Genomic DNA, 23,962 nt, shown 5'->3' with positions numbered 1-23,962 from the left:
TTTTTTATTTGTCACTTATTATAGAGGAATTCATCGCAAAAACAATAGCTTTTCAGTAAGTGGCAACTATCCACTTGTATCCGGTAGTAGAACCAGGGTCAGTTACAAAAAAACAAGTGCCAATTTCCATTGACACTTGTTTCTACTTTTAAACTGTGTTGCAAAATTTCGTGAAAGATACCGTTTAAAAAACTTAATCTTCTTTTTTGCGTCTTGCCAAGAATCCTGTTCCCAATCCAAGAAGGGCGATTCCAGCTACTAGAGCCACTTGGTTAGACTCGCTTCCTGTATTAGGCAATTCCCCACCTTTTTTAGGCTTACCTGGTTCATTTGGTTTGCCAGGTGTTGGTTTTTCAGGAGTGTGCGTATTTGTAATGTTGTAACCTTCTACTGAAGCTGTATAACCATCTGGAACATTCACTTCTTCAACAGTGTAGGCAATCTCCTTACCTTCTTGATAACGATCAAGACCTGTAAACTCATAAGTCCAGCCACTTGTTTCTGACACTGTAGCTGTCTGACCAGTTTCCTTACCATCTGCAAGAAGTTTTACGGTGATAGATGCTGGACGGATGCCATCTTTGTTATCTTCATCTTTCCAGATCTTCTTACCTTTTACAGATGTTTTCTCTGGAGTATGTTCGTTAGTAATGGTGTACTTACCATCCTTGTCTGAAGTGATGGTTGCTTTGTATTCTGTCATAGCAGTTTCTTTGACAGTGTACTTGATTTCCTTACCATTCTCATACTTAGGAAGTTTTTTAGATTCGAACTTCCAACCAGTTTTTTCTGAAACTTCAATTTCTTGAACAACCTTGTCGCCGTTAAGAATTTGAACTTTCACTTTATCTGAACGTTTGCCGTCTTGGTTGTTGTTATCATCCCAAACCTTAGCTCCTGAAAGAATTACTGTTTCTGGTGTGTAATTGTTTGTCACTACTTGACCAGTCACAGAGGCTTCATAGCCAGCTGGCACATCCACTTCCTTGATTGAGTAAGTGATTTCTTTACCAGCTTCGTATTGTGGAAGATTTGTGAAGGATGCTACCCAAGTGTTAGCGTCCGTCTTATCCTTAGCTGTCAAGGTTAATTTCTTACCTTCAACAGCTACTGGATCTGCATCTCCTACTTTTTTATAAAGTTGAACCGTTACGGACTCAGGACGTTTGCCGTCTTGGTTGTTCGCATCGTTCCATACTTTTGTTACCTTGTAGTCGATTGCTTTAGGAGCATATTTGTTTGTGATCGTAAAGTCTGTAATAGTTGATTCGTATTCGGCTACGGCTTCTTCTGTTACAGTGTATTTGATTTCTTTGCCATCTTTATATTTTGCTAATTTCGTGAATTCGACAGTCCAAGTTCCATCTGCGGCTGCTTGAACTTCTTTCGAATCATGTTTCTGACCATCTGCTAAAAGATTGATTGTAATCTTAGTTGGACGTTTGCCGTCTTGGTTATTAGCGTCATCCCAGTTCTTAGTTGCTTTTACATCAACTGTTTCTGGTGAATAGCTATTTGTGATGGCGAATCCAGATGCAGCATCACCAGTAATTTCAGAAGTGTAACCAGCAACAGTTACTTCTACTACCGTGTACTGGATAGGTGTTCCGCCTTTATCAGCATCAAGGTCTTTGAAGCTTCCAGCCCAACCATTTGCGGCATTGAGCTCAAGTGTCTTACCAGTATCTTGACCGTCTGCAAGCAATTTAACTGTGACAGAAGATGGGCGTTTACCATCTTGGTTGTTCTCGTCCTTCCATACTTTCTTCACAGGAACTTCCGTTTTTGCTGGAGTGTAAGTATTCTCGAAAGATTTTTCGTCATCGTAAGAAACAGTTGCTTCAAGTGCACCTTTGCCCTTATCTACTACAGTAACTGTAGCCGTGACAGTTTTAGTATCGTACTTGATGCTTGTATCACTGCCAGCTTTTTCAGCAATTTTAAAGGTATAAGTCCCTGCTTTGTCGAATTCCAATTCTGAGAAAGCAATGTTTCCGTCTTTGTCATTCTTCACAGTTTCTTTCACCTTACCATCTTGGTCTGTTAAAGTGAATTCAAACTCTTCAGCCTTCAACTCACGTCCTGTAAGTTTTTTATTAGCTTTAATCTTAACTTTAGCTTTGCTACGTTTATTTGTAACTGTTTTGATAGCTCCATCTTGTCCAACAGTCATCTCAAATGGAGTAGGATTCAACTCATATCCCTCAGGAGCCTCAATCTCGGTTACCGTAAAGTTCCCTTTCTTGATATCACTCTCTGAGTAAATAGATGACTCAGCAATTCCGTCATCATTTGTCGTTACAATTTCCTCTTTAGCCGTAGCTCCTACTGGAGGAGTAATCTTGAATTTTGCTCCTTTTAGACGGTCATGAGTCAGCTCGTCGACCTTGTAAAGAATGATACGGTAACCAGTTTCTAACTGAATTGTACCACCAGATGCAACGACTGAGTTTCCGATTTGCTTAACGACTGTCTTATTACTATAGTCGTCATATGTAAGAATCTGGTCATCACCCTTCATTTCAGCATTATTCTGAACTTTTGTTCCATCAGCTGGAGCACTTGTTTTATAATTAATTCGAAATGCTGCGGGTTTCCCGTTCTTAGCAACAATTGAAGAAGCATTGTTAATTGTTAAAGTAAAATCGGTATATGACTCATTCCAACTAACTTGGTAATCTTTACCAGCTTCTAAGACCACCTCATCTTTAAAGTAATAAGATTTATCGTACCAACCTGCCGTAACTTTAAATGTTTCTGGAATCATCTGCATCGGTGAGGCATTTGGATCAACCCAGTCATGAATTTCAATTTTGTTATAGGCAGCTTGTTTAGGATTGGCTCGGACATACCAACTGTGTAAATATTGTCCACTCTTATTTAGAGCACTAGATGTCCAATCCTCTTTGTAAATCAGACCATGATACTTACTAAAATTCGCACGTCCAATACCTTCAGAATAATCAGATGCTTCTCCTCTTTTTACCTTAATCTGGTGTGTAATTTCATTTATAGTTTCCGTTTTATCAAATCGAAGCGTCTCATTGCTTAGTTCATTTTTAGAACTAAAACCAACAAAGAATGTCCCTTTGACATTTTGAACTTGATAGCCACCTTTTTTCTCAAGGTAAGCTTTCAGATTCTTTAATGTGATGGTTACCTTACCACCATTACTATCCCCATTTGATACAATTTGAGTTTCCCCGATAACGAGATCCGTTTCTTTGTCTTTCAGGTCAAAACTATCATTTCTGACGGTTAACGGACTTGGGACGGTAAATGTAAAGGTGTCACCGTCCTCCAATTTGCCATCATAGGCACTCAAATCATAATCCACAGAGAACTTATAGTTTGAGTAGTCATGGTGTTCTGGAGAAAGGTTATAAATTCCATTTTCATCCGGACTTATAAATTTACCATTATCAACTTCCCAAATTCCGATATTACTGATAACATTCTTTAGCTCCTTCGCTTCTGCTGAATTGGGAGCAAGGATTATCCCTAGAACACATGCCAGAGAAGTTAGGATGGATAACCAAAATTTCTTGTTCTTCATTTTCTTCCTTTCTAAATAACCGAAAACATAAAACGACCAACTATGATTGTTAAAACTCAACAACATCTCCTTTCAAATTCATTAAAATGGATGAGGCGCATTGATGAAACTACATCACATTTACAGACGTTCTTACAGTATGCAATTGCAATTATTTATCATATTGGTTCTGTTTTTAATATAGAAACCTCCTTTAATTTTATTATAAAACAAAATTAACTTTTTTTGTAATAATATAAGGTTATTACCCTTTATAAAATATTGACACTGTGTAAAATTTTAACTTATATTTTTATTTTATCAACATAAAGCTTTCTCTCAAGAGACAGAACGCCTACAAAACTAGCTTACATTTATAAGAAGCACTTAAAATTAACATACGAAAACATTGCATTTATTTATAAGTTTGAATTATCTTAATATTTATTCCAACTACTTTATATAATTGCTAATCAAGTAGAATTATATAATATCCAACATTCTTTCTGAATATAATATAAATTTGGGATTTTTATTTGTCTTGAATTGAATACAAAAAGACCAGGTTTCCCTGGTCTTTCTGAGATACAATTAGAAGAAATACTTATTCATTCTAGTCTTCTTTTTTACCTTTAGTGGCCACTAGACCTGCACTCAAGCCAAGAAGAGCTAAACCTGCTGCTAGAGCTGCTTGACTTTCTGCACTTCCTGTATTTGGTAACTGTTCTTCTTGAACATGACTAGCTTCACTTGAAACAATTTCTTTTGTATCTGCTTTTTCTGATACTTGTGGTTTTGTAGATTCTTGAGGTACTGGTTTAGTTGTTTCACTAGCCGTACCAACTTCTACAATGCGATCTTGAGCCATGACTTTATCATAGCTTTCTTTTTCAATTCGCTTGCCATTTTCAACTTCGATCAAGTGAACACGGATACCTTTTTGACCTTCTTGGAGAACACGAGTTTGACCCGCTGGAAGCTGATCATTCTTTTGTTCCTGAACCTTGAAATCAATTGTTTCTTCTTCAATTACAAGTTCTGGTCTGTTAAGGACTAGGTTCTTCACTTCATCTTCTGGAAGGGAGGTTCCTGGTTTAGTTCCAACTTCTACTATACGATCTTGAGCAGCGACTTTATCGTAAGTTTCTTTAAGCTGACGTTTTCCATTTTCCACTTCAATCAAGTGAAGACGAATACCTTTTTGACCTTCTTGTAGGACACGAGTTTCTCCTAGGTACAACTTATCAGACTTACGCTCCTGAACCTTGAAGTCAATTGTTTCTTCTTTGACTATAAGTTCGGGTCTGTCGAGGACTAGGTTCTTCACTTCGTCTTCTGGAAGAGAGGTTCCTGGTTTTGTTCCGACCAAGACGATGCGGTCTGTCGGAGCCTCTACCACTTCACGGAGTTTTTCTTCCTTACTTCCATCAGGATTAATCGCTGTAAAGATACGTTCTTTACCAACTTTTCCTTCTTGTTCTACACGAGTTTCTCCTAGATACAGTGTTGAATCCTTTTTCTCAACTGTCTTATAGGCCAAATCTTTTTCAACAAATTCGAGTTTTGGAAGTTCCTCCTGTACAGCAGCAACAGTCTTCTCAGAAACTGGTTTTTCCTTAGTTAAGTGGATATGGTATTCCTTGACTTGTTTTCCACTTTCTGAAACAAGGCGAACAAGTACTGGAAGGCTATCGTCTCCGCTATCTACAACTGTTGAAGCTACTTGATTACTTTCTTCGACTGAGACTTTTGGACGTTGACCTTTATAGGTGATTTGGTAGTCTTGACGATCTTCAGCGAAGTCAGGAAGTTCTTTTCCATCTACAAGAATTTTTGATTGGGTACTTTCTTGAGACAATTCACTCGGTGCAAAGAAGGTCATCTCAATCATCGCAACACCGCTCTTGTCTGCTTTACGCTCCATACGCCATCTCATGGCTTTGGCTTTGACAGCTTTAAATGTTACGTTGATTTCATCACCAGCTGCGATGTCTTTATCCGCACGATAAGGCACAGCTTCCCAATTTTCTGGATTATTGAATGGATGAGCTGCATCGTAGGCTTGGTAGTTTGAATAGTAGGTAGGCACTTCAAAATCTGGGCCAATATAGCGTTCCAAAACGAGTTTAGATGGTGCATCTGTACCACTATCTGCAAAGAAGTGAAGTTTGGCTTGCGCTACAGTCCGTTCTACAATCTTACCATTTTCACGGAAGATCACACCTGCTGATACTTCTGGATTAGAAGATGGTGTTGGAGACCAGTTTGTCCAACGACGATTTTCTGAATGATTTCCGTCATTGAGATAGTCCACACGGTCATGGGAGTTTCTATCAATGTCGTTAGTGGCTGAAGCAAAGGCGCGGTTACTATTTTCATCATACTCTGGGTTATTTGAAAGAGCTTCGCCAAGTTTGTCTGTCACTCGTACAGTGAACTCAGCAACAAGATCACTACCAAGGACACGACCTCGAACGGTAAATTGACCTGCTTTTGTCAGCTTTTCTGCTGGAACTTCTTCCCATTCTACTGCCAAGTCTTTTGTTTCGTAACCGTCTTTACCTGTGAAATAAACAGGAACCTTAGTTGGCAATTCAAGTGGTTGCCCTACTTGTAGCAAGCGAGCTTGTTTGACCGCAGCAACTGGTTTACGAGAGAGCAAATCTTTATTGCTTGTAAAGTGTAGACGGTATTCTCCTAGGATGTCGCCATTTTCAGCTTTCGCGATAACACGAACTGGCTCACCTTCACGAACACTTGGAACGACGGTAGCGAGACCATTGTTGCTAACACTTGCTGTTACTGCAGGAACTTTTCCATCTACAGACTCAAGATAGTAGTCAGTCAAATCAGGGTTAAAGTTTGCTAAGTCTTTACCGTCAACTTGGATTCTTGTTTGTCCTTGTTTGGCTGCCGCAACTTGTTTCGCAAAAATTTGTACTTCTGTGATAGACGTTCCTTTCTTGCTATCAAGTCGAACCATACGAATGCGAACCGCATAGGTCTCAACTTTATCAAAGCTGAAATGATTCATTTCTCCAGCTTTTAATTGAGCTGGTGCTTTGAGATTGCTTACCTCTTTCCAGTTTGCAGGATCGTTAAAGGCATGGTTTTCCTCACCTACAAAGCTAGGGTTTTTAGGGGCTGTTGGAACGGTCTTACCGACATAATATTCAATCACATAAGACTTCGGTACGCCAACTCCGTGGTCTTCGTGGAATCCGACACTTAGATTATCAACTGAACGTTTGCTCAAAATACCTGAATCTCCGAATAGGACACCAACTGAAGCTTCTGGATTACTACGGTTCCAGTTTGTCCAACGGTTAGCTGGGCGGTCATTAAAGGAAATCAATTTATCGTTGACGTTTGAAACAGGATCAGTTGGATTTGAGTCTGAAGCAAAGGCAAGTGGCAATTCTGAACCGGTCCATTGGTCAGAAATATTTGCTCCCTTCTCAGTTTGAGCAGATACGCGAACATGAAGTTTAGTTGTTAATTGCGTACCTTCTAGGCGACCACTAACTGTAAAGACACCTTCCTTGGCGTATTGCTCTGGACGAATCGCATCCCAAGTAACCTTAGCTGATGAAACGTGACCATTTGAATCATAGGTACGAACGCTTTCTGGTAATTGTGGTGCTTCTGCGATTGGGGTCGTCACACTGACTTCTTCAACCGAAACAATACCTTCTACAGAGACTTTAGCACGCGCCTCAAGGTCAAGATCTTCAACTTTACCTAGAACTTCAAAGGTTTGATAGGAGTCAAGTTTTTCTTTCGGAATAGCTTGCCAAGTGACTTTATGAGTTTTAGGGAAACCTTTGTCATACTCAACTGTTACTGTTGCTGGAAGACTTGGTTCCTGATGCAAGTCTGTGACTACATTCACTGGACGAATAGATTGCGCAATCTTCTTCTCTGTGTTGGCTTGGATAGTGAGCTCAACTTGGCCTTTAGCTCCATCATATTCCGCTTTCAGAGTGACTGTTCCTGGCTTATGCAACTCAAGCATTCCTTTACGAACTGCGACTTCCCCTTCACCACTTGTAGAGAAGGTTACTTTATCAGCTGGTAAAACTGCTTGTGTTCCGTCTTGATAGTGAGCGAGTACAGACAATTTCACTGTTTGGTCTTCTTTAAGACCGTCAGCTTGCTCTACTTGTAGGCTCAAGTGGTCAATTTTCGGTGCTTCTTCAAGGAATTGAATTGCATAGGTTTGAAGAGGTCCACCATCTTTTGGTTGAACATAGATGCTTGCACGCATGCCGTTTGCTGCACTTGCTTGGACTACAGTAACATCCGCATTTTCAGCACTTGCTACAACTTCTGGCAAGGATGCACCGTAAGCAAGAGTGCGGTATTGCATTGGTTTTTGACTAGTAAGTCCTGTGACAGCTTCATCACCAACCGTTACAGTTGGTACTGCAGGTCCTGCAGCCTCACCTTCTTCTACTACAAGGGTAGCGTGAATAGTCTCACCACCCAGTTGGCCAGTCATTTGAATACGTGATCCTGCAACTGACAGTTTAGCTTTATCTGCTTCCGCAATCTCCCACTTATCAACTTCGTATTCTTGAACGCTTCCATCCGTTACAGCGATAGAAACATATTTATCAACAGCACTCAAGTCTGTTCCTGGGGCAATACGTTTTACAGTAGGCAGTTCTTTCGCAATTGCTAGAACCTCAACACGAGCCTCTACCTCACGTCCGTCTGCCATACCTTTAACTGTCACAACTCCAGCTTGGCTCACATCAACTGAAGACCAAGTTACTGGACGTTTTTCACGACTGCCATCACTATAGACAAAAGCGACGGTCTTCGGCATTTTCGGTTCTTTCTCGATAACAGTACGTACTTTTGGTACTTCTGTACCTAAAACAGTCTTTTCTTGATCTTCTTTCTTACCTGTAAAGACAGTGACTTGGTCCGATTTCAAGAGATCAGAGTGGGCAGTAAGGGTGAATTTACCTGCTTGTTCAGTTGATTTAACAATGGCAACCCCTTTACCGTTAAAGGCTCTGCGGATCCAAGAACCATCTGGTTGTGCCTTGTAGCGTTCACGGCTAGCTTGTTCCCCATTATCGACACCGACCAGTTGACCTTGTCCATGCAATTGGAAACGAACCAAATTATTGGCAGTTGGTACCACATTTCCTTCACTATCTACGATTTCGTAGTAGATGTAGGTCAAGTCTTTTCCATCGGCTGCGATTGCGTGTTCTTCTTTGACGAGGCGAACACCTGCTGGTTGGCCTGCAGTCGTGATCTTATCACGTGCAATTTCTTTTCCAGCTTCATCGCGAGCTACAGCTTCCAAAGTACCTGGTTGATAAGCAACCTTCCACTCAAGATAGAGTTCCTTAGCATTGGCACCTTCTTGGTAGGTACGGCCATCACTGGTTTGTTTCTTGTTGAACTTTTTAACACCGAGAGATTGACCGTTCAAGAACAATTCAACGCTTGCAGCGTTTGAGTAAGCTCGAACTGGAATCTTGCCTTCTGAGTCAGCAACTTTGTCTGCTAATTCTCTATTTTCCCAGTTCCAGTGAGGAAGAAGGTGTACCATCGGTTTCTTCTTGGCAGAAACCCATTGGCTTTGGTAGAGGTAGAAGTCATGTTTTGGAATACCGGCTGTATCTACGATACCAAAGTAAGAGCTCTTAACGGGAGTTTGGTTTTGGTTGTGCCATGGTGTAGGTTCACCGATATAGTCCGTACCTGTCCAGATAAACTGTCCAGCATAGCCAGCGTTGTCACGGTCAAACGTCCATGAATCTGTTGCCGTTTTACCCCAGCCAACTCGGTCATTACCATAGTCAGACTGTTCGTAATGACGCTCAGGCCCGTTACTATGTTTTAATTCACTTTCAGGACGATAATAGCTACCGCGTGTACGGGTTGCTGAAGATGTTTCTGAACCATAAATCAACCAGTTTGGATGTTTCGCACGAAGTTTCTTGTAGTTGTCTTCTGAATAGTTGAAACCAACTGCATCCAGTTCATTAGCAATTTTCTCATGACCACCGCTACCATCACCAAAGCGGAACTTATCTGCTCCCATGGTAACATAACGTGTAGTATCAACATCTTTAATCACTTTTACTAAGCGTTTAACCGTTGCTAGAGAATGAGGTTTACCATCGGCTTCACCAATTTCATTCCCGATAGACCACATGAAGACAGCTGGGTTATTTTTATCTCTTTCGACCATGGTACGAAGATCGTAGTCAGACCATTTTTCACCTTTTCTGGCTTCTGGGTGAGTAGCATCTTTTTCAAAGAAACGCCCGTAGTCATATGGTTTCTTGCCACCATACCATGTATCAAAAGCCTCTTCCTGAACCAGCAAACCAAGTTCTGCTGCGATTTGCAAGGTCTGTGGACTTGCAGGGTTATGAGTTGTACGGATGGAGTTAACGCCCATCTCCTTCATTTGTTTGAGACGACGGTATTCTGCTTTATAATTTTCTTCTGCTCCAAGCGCTCCGTGGTCATGGTGCAAGGAAACACCATGGAATTTAATGCGTTCACCATTCAAAGAGAATCCTTCATTTGGAGTCCAATGATAGTAACGGTAACCAAACAGATCCTTCTTAGCATCGACTAATTGACCATCACGGTAAACACGCGTAATCAATTCGTACAAGGCAGGTTTATCATTTAAAACTGTCCAGAGTTTTGGTTGTTCAACTTCTAAAATCGCATCAAGACTTGTTGACTCATGTGCTTTCAAGGTACGACTCGCTGTACGAACCAAACCTGTCACAGCCTGACCACCACGTTCAACGATTTGATACTCTGCCACCAGTTCATGGTCTTTATCGTCTGTATTAACAATTTTGCTGGTCACATGCGTTTCAACCTTGCCATGTTGCTGTTGTTCTAGCTTTGGTGTTAAGATGGTTGTCCCATTTTTCTCAACATGAACCTTATCTGTCACTTGCAAGGTCACATCACGGTAGATACCACTACCTGAGTACCAACGGCTACTTGGTTGTTTGTTGACCGCATGGACAGCAATCACATTCTCACGACCATCTTTGTGAAGGTATTTGGTGATATCGTATGAGAACTGGTTGTAACCATTTGGGTAATGTCCCACTAACTGGCCATTGACATAGACTTGAGAGTCCATGTAGACACCATCAAAGGTCACACGAACATTTTTCTTGAGATCTTTTTCATCAAGTTTGAAGGTCTTACGATACCAAGCTTCACCACCATTGAGCTGTCCACCCTCGTTTTGGGCAGGTGACTGATGGTCAAAATCGTTAAAGATACTCCAGTCGTGTGGGAGATCCAATTTTTGCCATGTTGATACGTCTGCATCTGATTTCACAGCTTCTTTAGGATTCGCATTGAGTTTAAAGTGCCAATTTTGATTAAAATTCACTTTTCTATCTTCAATCATTTGATTCACTTCTTCATTTGTCGCAGCTTTCAAATCTTCCTTGACAGGCTTTTCTTGACTTGAAGCTTGAGATTCTACCTTTGGAGCAGTTTCTTCAGGTTTTAGAGATGCTTTCTCCTCTTTTGGAGCTACAGGTTCCTCTTCTTTCTTCTCGGCTTTGCTTGCTTCAATTGGAGTGGCTTGACTTTGATCGACACTTGCAGCATCCTTGTGCTCTGCTACAGCTTGATTTTCTTTTTCCTCCACTGCCGGACTTTCCTCTTTTGCTTGTTCCACAGTGTGGGTGATAGGAGTTTCATCCGCGAAAACTGGTGATTCTCCAATGCCACTTCCTCCAAATAGAACCGCACAGGTTCCAATCATGACAGAGCAAGCGCCTACGGCAAACTTACGAATGCTGTAGACTCTTTTACGATTCCAATGGCCTTTTTCCATAAAATCCTCCTTTAGTAACCGCTTCCATTTGTTTGTAAGCGTATTACTTTTTCATAGCCTTTTACCCTTATTTTATAAAATAATATAGGAAATTTCAATACCCTAAACTCAAAAAATCATATTTTTGATTGTTTTTTCTAAAATTTGTAGAAGATTCGAAAAAAGTGAATGTAGATTTAGAACAAAAACAAACATTTTTTTGGCACTTAGTTAAATAGTATAAAAAAGTTCCTTTTGTAAGGAACTCCTTTTACTTATAATTAAAGATCCCCCCAGCCAACTTATCAGCTAGCTTGGGAAAGAGGGTATAAAACTTATGGGCTAGGTTCAACAAAACTGGGAGATTGAGGTCTCGTCTATTTTTTCCTATGGTCTTGACAATTTTTTTAGCAACCGCATCTGGTTCTAAGAGAAAGCGGTCAACCGACTTGAGATAGGTCCCATCTGGGTCAGCCTGGTCAAAAAAGGGAGTACGAATCGGTCCTGGATTAACCGTCGTTACATAGACACCATAGGGCATCAGTTCGAGGCGCATAGCGTTTGAAAACCCAATAGCCGCAAACTTGGTCGCTGAGTAAAGACTGGACCTACTAGTCGCTATCAAACCTGCCATGCTGACGATATTGATGATATGCCCTTTTCGACTTTCCTTCATGAGAGCTCCAAGACGACGAGACAGATTCATCAGGGCAAAGGTATTAACCTCAAACATCTGGTGAATATCTTGATCAGAAATCTGGTCGAAATCTTCAAAAATTCCATAGCCAGCATTGTTAATCAAGACATCAATCTTGCCATAACGGAGATAGAGGTCAACTACCAGGGATTCTAGGGCTGAGTCATCAGTAATATCGATTTCAATCCATTCCACATTAGGATGATTTCCGTAGAGTTGGGCTAATTTTTCCTTGTTTCTACCTAGTAAGATGAGTTGGTCATTTGGCAAGAGTTTGACCATTTCTTGGGCTAAGCCACCGCTTGCCCCAGTGATGATGATGGTTCGCATCTCTATTCCTTTCAAAGTTTTGGTCAATTAATGAAATCTTTTTCCAGCTAAATAATGAGCATAAGCTTGATCAATGACAGGAGCAAACAGATGATAATCCTCCCAGCTACCTAAAAATTCTAAAGGCAAGTCATATAAGTCATTGACTACAAATTCGGAATAATCATCCATATACTGATGTTCATAATAGTCACTTACAAAAGCCTGAAAATCCTTTGTGATATCCATTGTTCCCAGTTTACCATCGCACCAGTCTAAAAGATAATCAACACCCAAAGTTTGCTCGTTTTTTACACTTTGGAATACCGTTTCTTCATCAGGAAACATCATTTCTTTTGCATCATGCAGGATGAGCCAAGTAACGAAAAAACCGATATGATTCGCAGCCCAACGATAAATCTCCCGATAATCTTTTTGAGTTAGCTCTTCTTTTTGTAATGAATAGCTGTGCAAGTAGTTGGTTAATGCATTTTCAAAATACCATTCTGCTTTATCCAATAAACGATTTTCAACAGTCATCTTATTTCCCTCTCAACGAACTTGAAGAATTATAACTCCACTTCTTCCAAGTCTTTAACCACATGGACATTTTCAAAAACAGTTGCCGCATCTTTCTTGAGCTGACTGATATCTTTTGAGAGGAAACGAGCGCTGATATGATTGAGCAGGAGGCGCTTAGCACCGGCTTCTGCTGCTACTTGTGCTGCCTGCATATTGGTTGAGTGACCGTGGTTGCGGGCAATTTTTTCATCTCCTTTGCCATAAGTCGACTCGTGAACCAAGACATCGGCATTGACAGCTAGACGCACACTGGCATTGGTTTTTCGGGTATCACCCAGAATGGTGATAATCTTACCTGGACGTGGCGCTGAGATATAGTCAGCAGCTTTGATTTCAGTTCCGTCTTCTAGAACAACGTCCTGACCGTTTTTGATTTTTCCAAAAAGCGGGCCAAATGGAACACCAGCAGCCTTAAGTCTTTCAGCATCCAAGGTACCTTCTAAGTCCTTTTGCATGACACGATAACCAACGCAGAAAATAGTGTGGTCCAGCTCCTCTGCATACACAGTGAATTTATCGGTCTCAAGGATTTTCCCTAGAGAATCTTGGTCAAACTCATGAAAATGAATGCGGTAAGGCAGACGAGAACCTGACACACGAAGACTGGTTAAGACAAAGGACTTGATCCCTTGTGGTCCATAAATGTCCAAATCTGTCTGCTCCTCATTAGCCTGAAAAGCACGGCTAGAGAGAAATCCTGGCAATCCAAAGATGTGATCTCCGTGCAAGTGAGTGATAAAGATTTTGCTGATCTTACGTGGTCGAATCGTGGTTTCCAGAATACGATTTTGCGTTCCTTCTCCACAGTCAAAGAGCCAGACTTCGTTAATCTCGTCCAAAAGTTTCAAGGCGAGACTAGAGACGTTGCGGACTTTAGAGGGCTGACCAGCCCCCGTTCCTAAAAATTGAATATCCATTCGATACTTTCTAATTAATCAATATATAACATGGCTGTGCGATTTTCCGATCGGAAATAGCGCTTGCCAGAAAAAGCAACAGCTTCTTGCAGTAAATCCTCTTGACTGTAGCCTTTGAGACGCTTGCGACCATCTGCTAAACTTTCCAAATCAGTCAAAGCTGTGAGACTTTTTACGCTAACAACTTCTTCGTCTCCGGCATCCTTCATGTAAATCTTTCCAGACTCTTCAAAGACGAGTTGATGGGGGAAAATTTGTGCAATCTCAAAGAGCAAGTCATCCGAGATTCCCTCTTCATTTTCAGAGAAAATCCGTCCAAGACCTTCTTCCTCATAGCAAAAGCCAAAGGATTTGCCAGATAAATTAAGACGAATAAAAGGCTTATTTTCAAAGGTGAAACTTGGCTCAGCATTGTAGAGGTTCAGTTCCTGACTGAGTTCTGCAAAATAATCCGTCGCAGCCTCAGGACTCTTTTTCTGGTAGAGTTCAGCAAAGTAAGCATTCACTACGCTGGGGGGAGGTGTGATGAGAGCCAACTGCTCTTGCTCTGTTTTGCTAGCTAGAAGCTGATCTAAATAGACCTTATCCAGACTTGTATAACCTCCATACTTTAGAGCCAAGGTTTTAATATCAGTCATAAAATTCCTCTAACCTCCATTTATTTTTCTCGGAAATGTAGCCTGTAATGACTTCACCGTCCTCTTGATAATCACGATCTTCCAGAATCGCCACACTTTCTAGATCATGTATCTTGTAGGACTTTGAAAAAGGCACGCGCAGGGTAAAGACTTCAAAAATATCCTTGATCTTCTCCAAAAACAATGCTTGCAACTGCTCACGACTATCCTCAGACTTGGCAGAAATGAGGGCATACGGCGTTTGAGTAGGCGTGAAATCCTCCACCAAATCCGCTTTATTATAAAGGGTCAGGCGAGGAATATCCTCCATATCCAAGTCTTTCATGATAGACAGAACCGTTTTTTCATGTTCCTCGTGATAAGGATTGCTGGCATCGATGACATGAACCAGAAGGTCTACATGTTTACTTTCTTCTAAGGTTGACTTGAAACTGGACACCAATTCTGTTGGCAAATCCTGGATAAAGCCAACCGTATCAGTCAAGGTAACCTGAAGATTGCCCCCTAGATGGATGCTCTTTGTCGTCGCATCCAGGGTCGCAAACAGCTCGTCTGCTTCATACTGGGTCTTACTGGTCAAGGTGTTCATGATGGTTGATTTCCCAGCATTGGTGTAACCAATCAAACCGATTTTAAAGGTACTTGACTCCAAGCGTTTTTCTCTGACAGTCGCTCGATTTTTCTCAACCACCTTGAGCTGGCGCTCGATATCTGTGATTTGATTGCGAACGCTACGACGGTTCAGTTCCAGCTGGCTTTCCCCTGGACCACGGGAACCAATTCCCCCTGCCTGACGGCTGAGCATAATCCCTTGACCAACCAAGCGAGGCAAGAGATATTTGAGCTGGGCTAGGTGGACTTGGAGTTTCCCTTCATGGCTTCGAGCCCGCATGGCAAAGATATCCAAAATCAACTGCATACGGTCAATCACTTTTACACCCAGGACTTCTTCTAGATTGACATTTTGCCGTGGAGTCAAGCGATTATTGACAATGACAGTAGTAATTTCTTCTGCATCCACCATGAGCGCAATCTCTTCCAACTTACCAGAGCCAACAAAAGTCTTGGAATCATATTTTTCACGTTTTTGCCTGTAACTACCTACTACGACTGCTCCAGCAGTCTTAGCCAGACTGGCCAATTCTTCCATGGAGAGGTCAAAATTGTCCATGCCTTGCAATTCCACACCGATGAGTAGGACACGTTCCTCTTTTTTCTCCGTTTCAATCATCTAAAAACTCCTCAATCTGGCTTAAAATACGCTCTTTCACACCAGATTCTCCTATCTGATAAAAGGTTACCTGCATGCGATTGCGGAACCAGGTCAACTGGCGCTTGGCAAATCGACGAGTCGCTTGCTTGAGACTATCTCTAGCCTCCTCCAAACTCTGCTCTCCTCTAAAATAGGGGAAGAGTTCCTTGTAACCTATCCCTTTAGCAGCTTGCACATCTGGATAATGGTCAAACAACCACTTGGCTTCGTCTAGAAGTCCAGCTTCAAACATCAGATCCACACGATGGTTAATCCGTTCATAAAGTCGACTTCGCTCATCATCCAAGCAGATAATCAGTGGTTCATAAGGACTTTCCTGATTTTCCAAATCCTGACCAAAATGGACAATTTCCAAGGCCCGCATAGCACGACGACGGTTAAACTGGGGAATTTCAAGACCTGCTTGCTCCACAAGATGGGCTAATTCCTCATCTGAATAAGGCTCCAAACTAGCCCGATAAGCTACAATCTCCTCATGAGGTGTTTCCCCACCTAGATGGTAGCCTTCCAGCAAGCTCTGGACATAAAGCCCTGTCCCACCAGCAATAATGGCTAGCTTGCCACGGCTTTGAATATCCTCAATAGCCTTCTTAGCTTCTGAAACAAAATCAAAAGCCGAGTAAGACTCGGTCACCTCTCTGACATCAATCAAATGATGAGGAACAGCTGCTTGCTCCTCTGGGCTGGCCTTGGCCGTCCCAATATCCAACCCTCTGTATACTTGCTGACTGTCACCACTGACCACCTCTCCACCAAAGCGCTTGGCCACTTCAATAGCAAGGGCTGTCTTCCCAACAGCAGTCGGTCCAACAATCACAATTATTTTTGTTTTCATCTTTTTTCCTTGAAAAATTTCCATTTTTTCGTTACTATTATTATATCACAAAAAGGTCGGTCAGAAAAATGCTACCACTTGAGGAGTCTGGCTGATCGGGAAGATAAAGGAGGAAGACTCATGGCTAAAGGATTCGCTAAAGGTCTTGTAACAGGTGTCGCAGGAACTGTCGCTGCCGTTGTAGGTGCAGTATACGCAATTAAAAAGAAAGTGATTGAGCCAGAAGAGCAAAAAGCAGCTTTCATCGAAGAAAACCGCAAAAAAGCAGCTCGCCGCCGCGTATCACATTAAGCAACAAAAGAAGTTGAGAAATCTCAACTTCTTTTTATTTTCTTAAATAGCCAAATCAAACTTCAGCTGTGGCTTAACCGGATTATAGTCAACTAACTCAAAGTCTTCCGCTTTGATATCAAAGAAATTGGTCCCATCTGGCACATTCAAGACCAAACGTGGTTGGCAGTTTGACGGCTCACGACGGAGCAACTCCTCCGCTTGTTCAAACTGATTATCATAGATATGGAGGTTGTTGATAAAATAGAAAAACTTCCCAACCTTCCAGCCAAAATGCTTGGCAATCATCATCTGAAGAGCCACATACTGCATAGCATTGATGTGGTGGGCCACTAGCATGTCATTAGAGCGCTGGGTCAAAGTCGCATCTAGATAGATGTCCCCATCAACGCGACGGACATCAAACATGGTCTGAAAGGCGCATGGAAGAAGACCATCTGTCTCCTCAAAGGCTTGGTAATCCCATAGTGAGATGATATTACGACGATTCCAAGGGTTGGCTTCCAACTGTTTGAGAATCTTGTTGATGATGTCGTGTTTCTTAACAACTGCCCCATAGCGCTCACCAATGGTTCCCGTATCTCCTACTTCCCAGTCATTCCAGTAGTGAACATTGTACTTGCTATTTAGCACTTCTAGACTATTAGACTGATCTTGGTAAATCCAGAGCACTTCCTTGATGGCAGATTTGATTGCAATGGGACGTAGGGTTGTGATAGGAAATTCTCCCTTGGCCAAGTCATACTCCGCAAAGGCACCGGTTACGTACTTGGAGTTGGCAACAGTCCCATCCTTGTACTTGGGACGAGCCTGCTCAGAAAAGACACCGTCTTTGAGGATTCGTTCAATATTCTCTTTAAAAATCGTATCTGCTTTTGTCATTTACTCTCACCTCATTTATTGTCCTAACTAGTATAGCATAAAAAAAGAAAGGAGGAAAATCACTGGCTTTAAAGTAGTGTTTTTCTCCTTTTATTATCTTATTGCAATACAAGTGATGCTGCTCCTATAACTCCAGCGTCATTTCCTAGAATTGCGAGAGCTAATTTAGTTGATGTGCGTACTTGTGGGAAGGTATTTTCATCATAAACCTTTTGCACGCCTTGGAGAAGGAATTCTCCCGCAGCTGACACCCCACCACCGATAACAATCGTTGAAGGGTTGAGGATTGAACCGATGTTAGCACAAGCGATACCCAAGTAACGTGAGAAGTTTCGGTAAACGATCAAGGCAAGGTCGTCCCCTTCTTTAGCCAAGTCAAAAACAGTTTTAGCAGTTACTTCTTCTCCGTCATCAATCAAGCGTTTCAAGGCTGCATCGCCTTCGTATTCATCTGCATAACGACGAGTCAAGTTGACAATCCCTGTTGCAGAAGCAACTGTCTCAAGACAGCCTTTTTTACCACAGGTACATGCGATTGGTTGGTCAAAGTCAACAGTGATGTGGCCAAGCTCACCTGCTGCACCAGCAACACCGTGAAGCAATTTGCCTTCTGCCACGATACCGCCACCAACACCTGTACCAAGTGTCATAAAGACAACGTCTGGTTGGTTGTCACCAGCCCCCATCCAGCGCTCACCAAGAGCAGCTACGTTGGCATCATTATCAATGAAGAATGGAATCCCCAAGGCTTTTTCAATCTTTTCTTTAATCGGTTGAAGGGTTTTCCAGTTGAGGTTATATGCACCGATAACAGTTCCTTTTTCACGGTCAACCACACCAGGTGATCCCATTCCAATGCCTCGGAAATCCTTAGCTGACAATCCAAGCAAGTCCAAACGATGCTGAATAGACTCAATCATATCATCTACAATGTGGCTTCCTTCGTCCAAAATGTTGGTCTTGATAGACCATTTTTCTTGGATTTCTCCTTCTTGAGTTAAAATCGCAAACTTGATAGATGTTCCACCAAGGTCAATCCCAATAATCTTTTGACTCATCGTCTTCTCCTTTTTAATTGAAAATGCTTACAGATATAGTATAACAAAATCGTCCATTTTGTGCAAAGGTTTGCGTGAATTTATTCTCATTTAATCACTTTCTTTATTCCAAAGTTTGCTTTATTAAGATTCAATCCTCAACTCATACAAGCCTCTGACCGCGTTACAGCCATAGATAGTTTCCGCTTGGTCCAAGTCTGGCACAGTCAAGACTTTTTCCTCTACTTGTCCTGTTTCCAGCAAATGCTGACGGTAAATTCCTGGCAAAATTCCAAGTCTGATAGGCGGTGTGTAGAGTTTACCATTAATTTTTAAGACCAGATTTCCAATAGAGGTTTCAAGCAATTCTCCTGCTGCATTATGGTAAATGATTTCCTGTTCCCATAGACTTAAGTGTGGTCTATGAGTTGTTTTAAAGTAGGTAAACGCTTGATTCAAATCTGTTTCTTGCAGACAAAGTTTGGCTTTGCAGAAAATTGGACTGAGGGGTGTTAAGATTTGGCGAATGAGTTCTATCCCTCCAGATTTGCTGAGGATGATTCGCAAGCGGTAGTCTTGATTAGCATCACAAACTTGGCACTCTTTCTCTATCTTTTGTCTCAGTTCTTCCGGATTAAAAGGATAGGCAAAATATCGACTAGCCTTTGTCAGTCTTTCCAGATGTTGTTCTTCAAACAACAAGTTTTTCTGGCTGATTTTCCCAGTTGTAATCAATTGGAAACGTGCTTGTTTACGATAGAGAATAGCCGCCTTTTGATGAACCTCTCGGTATTCAGATTCCCAAGTACTATCCCAAGTAATCCCTCCGCCAACTCCATAAATGGCTTTCCCTTGATGCAGTTGAATAGTCCGAATGGCGACATTGAAAATCCGTCGCCCATTTGGAAGCAAGAGACCAATCGTTCCGCAGTAGACTCCGCGTGGTTGGGGCTCCAAGTCCTTGATGATTTCCATGGTCGCAATTTTCGGTGCTCCCGTTATGGAACCACATGGAAAGAGCGAACGGAAGATTTCAACTAGGTCCACATCCGGTCGCAACTGACTCTTGATGGTAGAAGTCATCTGCCAAACGGTCGAATACTGCTCCACCTGACACAGACGCTCCACGTGCTCACTCCCCACCTCAGAAATACGGTTCATATCGTTGCGCAAGAGGTCCACAATCATCATATTTTCAGAGCGATTTTTAGGATCCTGTTCTAGCCAGCTAGCTTGGGCAAGGTCTTCTTGGTCAGTCACTCCCCGCTGGGTTGTTCCCTTCATTGGGCGAGTCGTTAATTCTCGGTCATTTTGCTCAAAAAAGAGTTCTGGGCTCATGGAAATCACTGCCATCTCATCATGTTCCACATAGGCATTGTAGCCCGCCTCCTGCTCTACCACCATACGATTGTAGATGGCAAAAGGATTGGCGTTTAAGTCTTGCTTGAGTTGGACGGTGTAGTTGACCTGGTAGGTGTCCCCTTGACGCAAATGATGGTGAATTTGGGCAATCGCCTTTTCATAGTCTGTCGCAGATGTTACTTCTTGCCACTTTGAAGGCAGATCTACTTCCTCATAAGTCAGAGGAATAGGCGATGTTTCTACCCTGTCATGAACTGTAAAATATAACAGATACTCTGCCAGTAAAGGAGCTTTATGAACTGCTAGTTTCTCCTCAAAAGCAGGTGCAGCCTCGTAGCTGACATAGCCCACTACATAGTAACCTTGCTCTTGGTAGCTTTCCACTTGTGCCAGCAAGTCTGCCACTTCTGCTAAATCTCTCGTTTTTAACTCTTTGATAGGCTGAGTGAAGGTGTATCTCTCCCCCAAAGCCCTAAAATCAATCACTGTTTTTCTATGCATATCTTAAGTATAGCACAAAAGAAATAAACCCTCAGCTACAAAACTAATCAATATAACTTCCTTTTGATGAATGTTAACTCTATGTAGTTGCTTAATATAAAATTTCTCCTAGTAGTTATTACCACTAGGAGAAATTTTTGCTAAATATTACTTGCTAGTTCACTAGAAGAAAAAGTCAATTTACGAATATAGCTATAAAATCCTAATTAGACTTCATCATCTTCTTTTCGACGATGACTTAGAAGAGCTAACCCCAGAATAGCGCTAGTTGCTGCTACCATTGTACTTAGCGATTCTGCTGTTCCTGTATTCGGAAGTTTTTTAGTCTTCAGGGTATCTTCTACTGCTTGCTTGGCTGCTGGCTTGCTTTGCGCAGTTGGGTTAACTGAGGCAATGCTCGTTGTTCCAGCAGTTTTGGCTTGCGATACTGCTTCATCTGTGGTCGCAGTGTCGATGTTTCTCTTAGCCTCATCAGCTTTCGCCTTGGCATCTGCCTTCGCAACAGCTTTCTCCTCGTCCGTCAAATCGGTGCGTGAATCAATAGCTACTTCCTTAGCTTTCAGCGCATCATCGATTCCTTGCTTGGCTGCTGGCTTCGCTACTGGCTGCGGATTGACTGCGTTGACTTCAGTTGTTCCAGCAGTCTTGGCTTGCGATACTGCTTCATCTGTTGTCGCGTTGTCGATGTTCTTCTTAGCCTCATCGGCCTTAGCCTTGGCATCTGCCTTCGCTGCAGTTTTCTCTTCATCCGTCAAATCGGTACGTGAATCAATCGCTGCTTCCTTAGCTTTCAGCGCATCATCGATTCCTTGCTTGGCTGCTGGCTTCGCCACTGGCTGCGGATTGACTCCATTGACCTCAGTTATTCCAGTTGACTTAGCCTGGTCAACTTCTGCATTTGTGGTAGCAGCGTCAATGTTCTTCTTAGCCTCATCGGCCTTAGCTTTGGCATCGGCTTTCGCTGCAGCCTTCTCTTCATCCGTCAAATCAGTACGTGAATCAATGGCTGCTTCCTTAGTTTTCAGGGCATCTTCGATCGCTTGCTTGGCTGCTGGCTTACTTTGAGCGGTTGGATTGACTGCGTTGACTTCAGTTGTTCCAGTTGACTTAGCCTGGTCAACTTCTGCAGTTGTTGTCGCTGTATCAATTGCTTGTTTCGCTGTATCTGCTTTCGCCTTGGCATCAGCCTTCGCTGCAGCCTTCTCCTCATCCGTCAAATCGGTACGTGAATCAATGGCTGATTCCTTAGCTTTCAGCGCATCATCGATCGCTTGCTTGGCTACTGGCTTCGCTACTGGCTGCGGATTGATTGAATTGACTTCAGTTGTTCCAGCAGTTTTAGCTTGCGATACTGCTTCATCTGTGGTCGCAGTATCAATGTTCTTCTTAGCTTCATCAGCTTTCGCATTGGCATCTGCCTTCGCTGCAGCTTTCTCTTCATCCGTCAAATCGGTACGTGAATCAATCGCTGCTTCCTTAGCTTTCAGCGCATCATCGATCGCTTGCTTGGCTACTGGCTTCGCTACTGGCTGCGGATTGATTGAATTGACTTCAGTTGTTCCAGCAGTTTTAGCTTGCGATACTGCTTCATCTGTGGTCGCAGTATCAATGTTCTTCTTAGCTTCATCAGCTTTCGCATTGGCATCTGCCTTCGCTGCAGCTTTCTCTTCATCCGTCAAATCGGTGCGTGAATCAATCGCTGCTTCCTTAGTTTTCAGCGCATCATCGATTGCTTGCTTGGCTGCTGGCTTGCTTTGAGCGGTTGGATTGACTGCGTTAACTTCAGTTGTTCCAGTTGACTTAGCTTGGTTAACTTCTGCATTTGTGGTTGCAGCGTCGATGTTCTTCTTAGCTTCGGCGGCCTTAGACTTGGCATCAGCCTTCGCTACAGTTTTCTCTTCATCCGTCAAATCAGTACGTGAATCAATGGCTGCTTCCTTAGCTTTAAGGGCATCATCAATCGCTTGCTTGGCTACTGGCTTGCTTTGCGCAGTTGGGTTAACTGAGGCAATGCTCGTTGTTCCAGCAGTCTTGGCTTGCGATACTGCTTCATCTGTCGTTGCGTTGTCGATGTTCTTCTTAGCTTCGGCAGCCTTAGACTTGGCATCAGCCTTCGCTACAGTTTTCTCTTCATCCGTCAAATCAGTACGTGAATCAATGGCTGCTTCCTTAACTTTCAGCGCATCATCGATCGCTTGCTTGGCTGCTGGCTTACTTTGAGCGGTTGGCTCCACTCCGTTGACCTCAGTTATTCCATCAGTCTTGGCTCGAGATACTGCTTCATCTGTGGTCGCAGCGTCAATGTTCTTCTTAGCTTCATCAGCTTTCGCCTTGGCATCTGCCTTCGCAACAGCTTTCTCCTCGTCCGTCAAATCGGTACGTGAATCAATGGCTGATTCCTTAGTTTTCAGCGCATCATCGATCGCTTGCTTGGCTGCTGGCTTACTTTGCGCAGTTGGATTGACTGCGTTAACTTCAGTTGTTCCAGTTGACTTAGCCTGGTCGACCTCTGCATTTGTGGTCGCAGCGTCGATGTTCTTCTTAGCTTCATCAGCTTTCGCCTTGGCATCTGCCTTCGCAACAGCTTTCTCTTCATCCGTCAAATCGGTGCGTGAATCAATCGCTGCTTCCTTAGCTTTCAGCGCATCATCGATCGCTTGCTTGGCTGCTGGCTTACTTTGAGCGGTTGGGTTTACTGAGTTGACCTCAGTTGTTCCATCATTCTTTGCTTGATCAACTTCTGAGTTTGTCGTCGCAGTGTCAATTGCTTGTTTCGCTGTATCTGCTTTCGCCTTGGCATCGGCTTTCGCAACAGCTTTCTCTTCATCCGTCAAATCGGTGCGTGAATCAATCGCTGCTTCCTTAGCTTTCAGCGCATCATCGATCGCTTGCTTGGCTGCTGGCTTACTTTGAGCGGTTGGGTTTACTGAGTTGACCTCAGTTGTTCCATCATTCTTTGCTTGATCAACTTCTGAGTTTGTCGTCGCAGTGTCAATTGCTTGTTTCGCTGTATCTGCTTTCGCCTTGGCATCGGCTTTCGCAACAGCTTTCTCTTCATCCGTCAAATCGGTGCGTGAATCAATGGCTGCTTCCTTAGTTTTCAGCGCATCATCGATCGCTTGCTTGGCTGCTGGCTTACTTTGAGCGGTTGGGTTTACTGAGTTGACCTCAGTTGTTCCATCATTCTTTGCTTGATCAACTTCTGAGTTTGTCGTCGCAGTGTCAATTGCTTGTTTCGCTGTATCTGCTTTCGCCTTGGCATCGGCTTTCGC

General features: G+C 42.7%; 13 protein-coding genes. 1 reads left to right on the top strand and 12 read right to left on the bottom strand.

Features of this window, described 5'->3' with window-relative positions:
* Positions 1-193 precede the first annotated feature (193 nt).
* The 8 genes from B7723_RS03585 to miaA form a co-directional block, all read right to left on the bottom strand.
* On the bottom strand, positions 194-3,556 hold the full coding sequence (locus B7723_RS03585; protein ID WP_084849126.1) for a Cna B-type domain-containing protein: 3,363 nt from the start codon (positions 3,554-3,556) through the stop codon (positions 194-196).
* A gap of 592 nt (positions 3,557-4,148) precedes the next feature.
* Positions 4,149-11,387 (bottom strand): LPXTG-anchored adhesin/beta-galactosidase BgaA, encoded by a 7,239-nt coding sequence (bgaA, locus tag B7723_RS03580; RefSeq protein WP_084849127.1) that lies wholly within the window; start codon positions 11,385-11,387, stop codon positions 4,149-4,151.
* A 250-nt stretch (positions 11,388-11,637) separates the two neighbouring features.
* Positions 11,638-12,393: an SDR family NAD(P)-dependent oxidoreductase gene (locus B7723_RS03575; RefSeq protein WP_084849128.1), complete on the bottom strand. Its 756-nt coding sequence runs from the start codon at positions 12,391-12,393 to the stop codon at positions 11,638-11,640.
* Positions 12,394-12,420: 27 nt separating this feature from the next.
* Entirely contained in the window at positions 12,421-12,912 is a 492-nt protein-coding gene (locus tag B7723_RS03570) for a DUF7832 domain-containing protein (RefSeq protein ID WP_084849129.1), read from the bottom strand.
* A 29-nt stretch (positions 12,913-12,941) separates the two neighbouring features.
* Complete coding sequence (gene rnz, locus B7723_RS03565) at positions 12,942-13,871, bottom strand: ribonuclease Z (RefSeq protein ID WP_084849130.1); 930 nt, start codon at positions 13,869-13,871, stop codon at positions 12,942-12,944.
* A gap of 14 nt (positions 13,872-13,885) precedes the next feature.
* The gene (locus tag B7723_RS03560) at positions 13,886-14,509 is read right to left on the bottom strand and encodes a cystathionine beta-lyase (protein WP_084849131.1); all 624 of its coding nucleotides are present in this window, start codon (positions 14,507-14,509) and stop codon (positions 13,886-13,888) included.
* Positions 14,502-15,740, bottom strand: coding sequence for a GTPase HflX (gene hflX / locus B7723_RS03555; RefSeq protein WP_084849132.1), 1,239 nt, complete (start codon positions 15,738-15,740; stop codon positions 14,502-14,504). The genes B7723_RS03560 and hflX overlap by 8 nt, the downstream gene beginning before the upstream one ends.
* Positions 15,733-16,617: a tRNA (adenosine(37)-N6)-dimethylallyltransferase MiaA gene (gene miaA / locus B7723_RS03550; RefSeq protein ID WP_084849133.1), complete on the bottom strand. Its 885-nt coding sequence runs from the start codon at positions 16,615-16,617 to the stop codon at positions 15,733-15,735. The genes hflX and miaA overlap by 8 nt, the downstream gene beginning before the upstream one ends.
* Positions 16,618-16,737: 120 nt before the next feature.
* Here miaA and B7723_RS03545 point away from each other — a divergent pair, with 120 nt between their 5' ends.
* Positions 16,738-16,908, top strand: coding sequence for a DUF3042 family protein (locus tag B7723_RS03545; protein WP_084849134.1), 171 nt, complete (start codon positions 16,738-16,740; stop codon positions 16,906-16,908).
* A gap of 42 nt (positions 16,909-16,950) precedes the next feature.
* Here the strand turns inward: B7723_RS03545 and B7723_RS03540 are convergent, their stop codons facing one another.
* The 4 genes from B7723_RS03540 to B7723_RS03525 form a co-directional block, all read right to left on the bottom strand.
* Positions 16,951-17,790 (bottom strand): thymidylate synthase, encoded by an 840-nt coding sequence (locus B7723_RS03540; protein WP_084849135.1) that lies wholly within the window; start codon positions 17,788-17,790, stop codon positions 16,951-16,953.
* 98 nt (positions 17,791-17,888) lie between these two features.
* Positions 17,889-18,848 (bottom strand): ROK family glucokinase, encoded by a 960-nt coding sequence (locus B7723_RS03535; protein WP_084849136.1) that lies wholly within the window; start codon positions 18,846-18,848, stop codon positions 17,889-17,891.
* Positions 18,849-18,971: 123 nt separating this feature from the next.
* Complete coding sequence (gene pabB, locus B7723_RS03530; RefSeq protein ID WP_084849137.1) at positions 18,972-20,690, bottom strand: aminodeoxychorismate synthase component I; 1,719 nt, start codon at positions 20,688-20,690, stop codon at positions 18,972-18,974.
* A gap of 206 nt (positions 20,691-20,896) precedes the next feature.
* Positions 20,897-23,962, bottom strand: a 3,066-nt coding sequence (locus B7723_RS03525) for a DUF1542 domain-containing protein (RefSeq protein WP_142358080.1), incomplete at its 5' end; no start/stop codon positions are given.

The organism is Streptococcus oralis subsp. oralis (assembly GCF_002096435.1).
In the GTDB taxonomy this organism is placed as follows: domain Bacteria; phylum Bacillota; class Bacilli; order Lactobacillales; family Streptococcaceae; genus Streptococcus; species Streptococcus oralis_AA.
The sequence above is the reverse complement of the archived record's forward strand: the minus strand, read 5'-3'. Positions and strand labels throughout refer to the sequence as shown.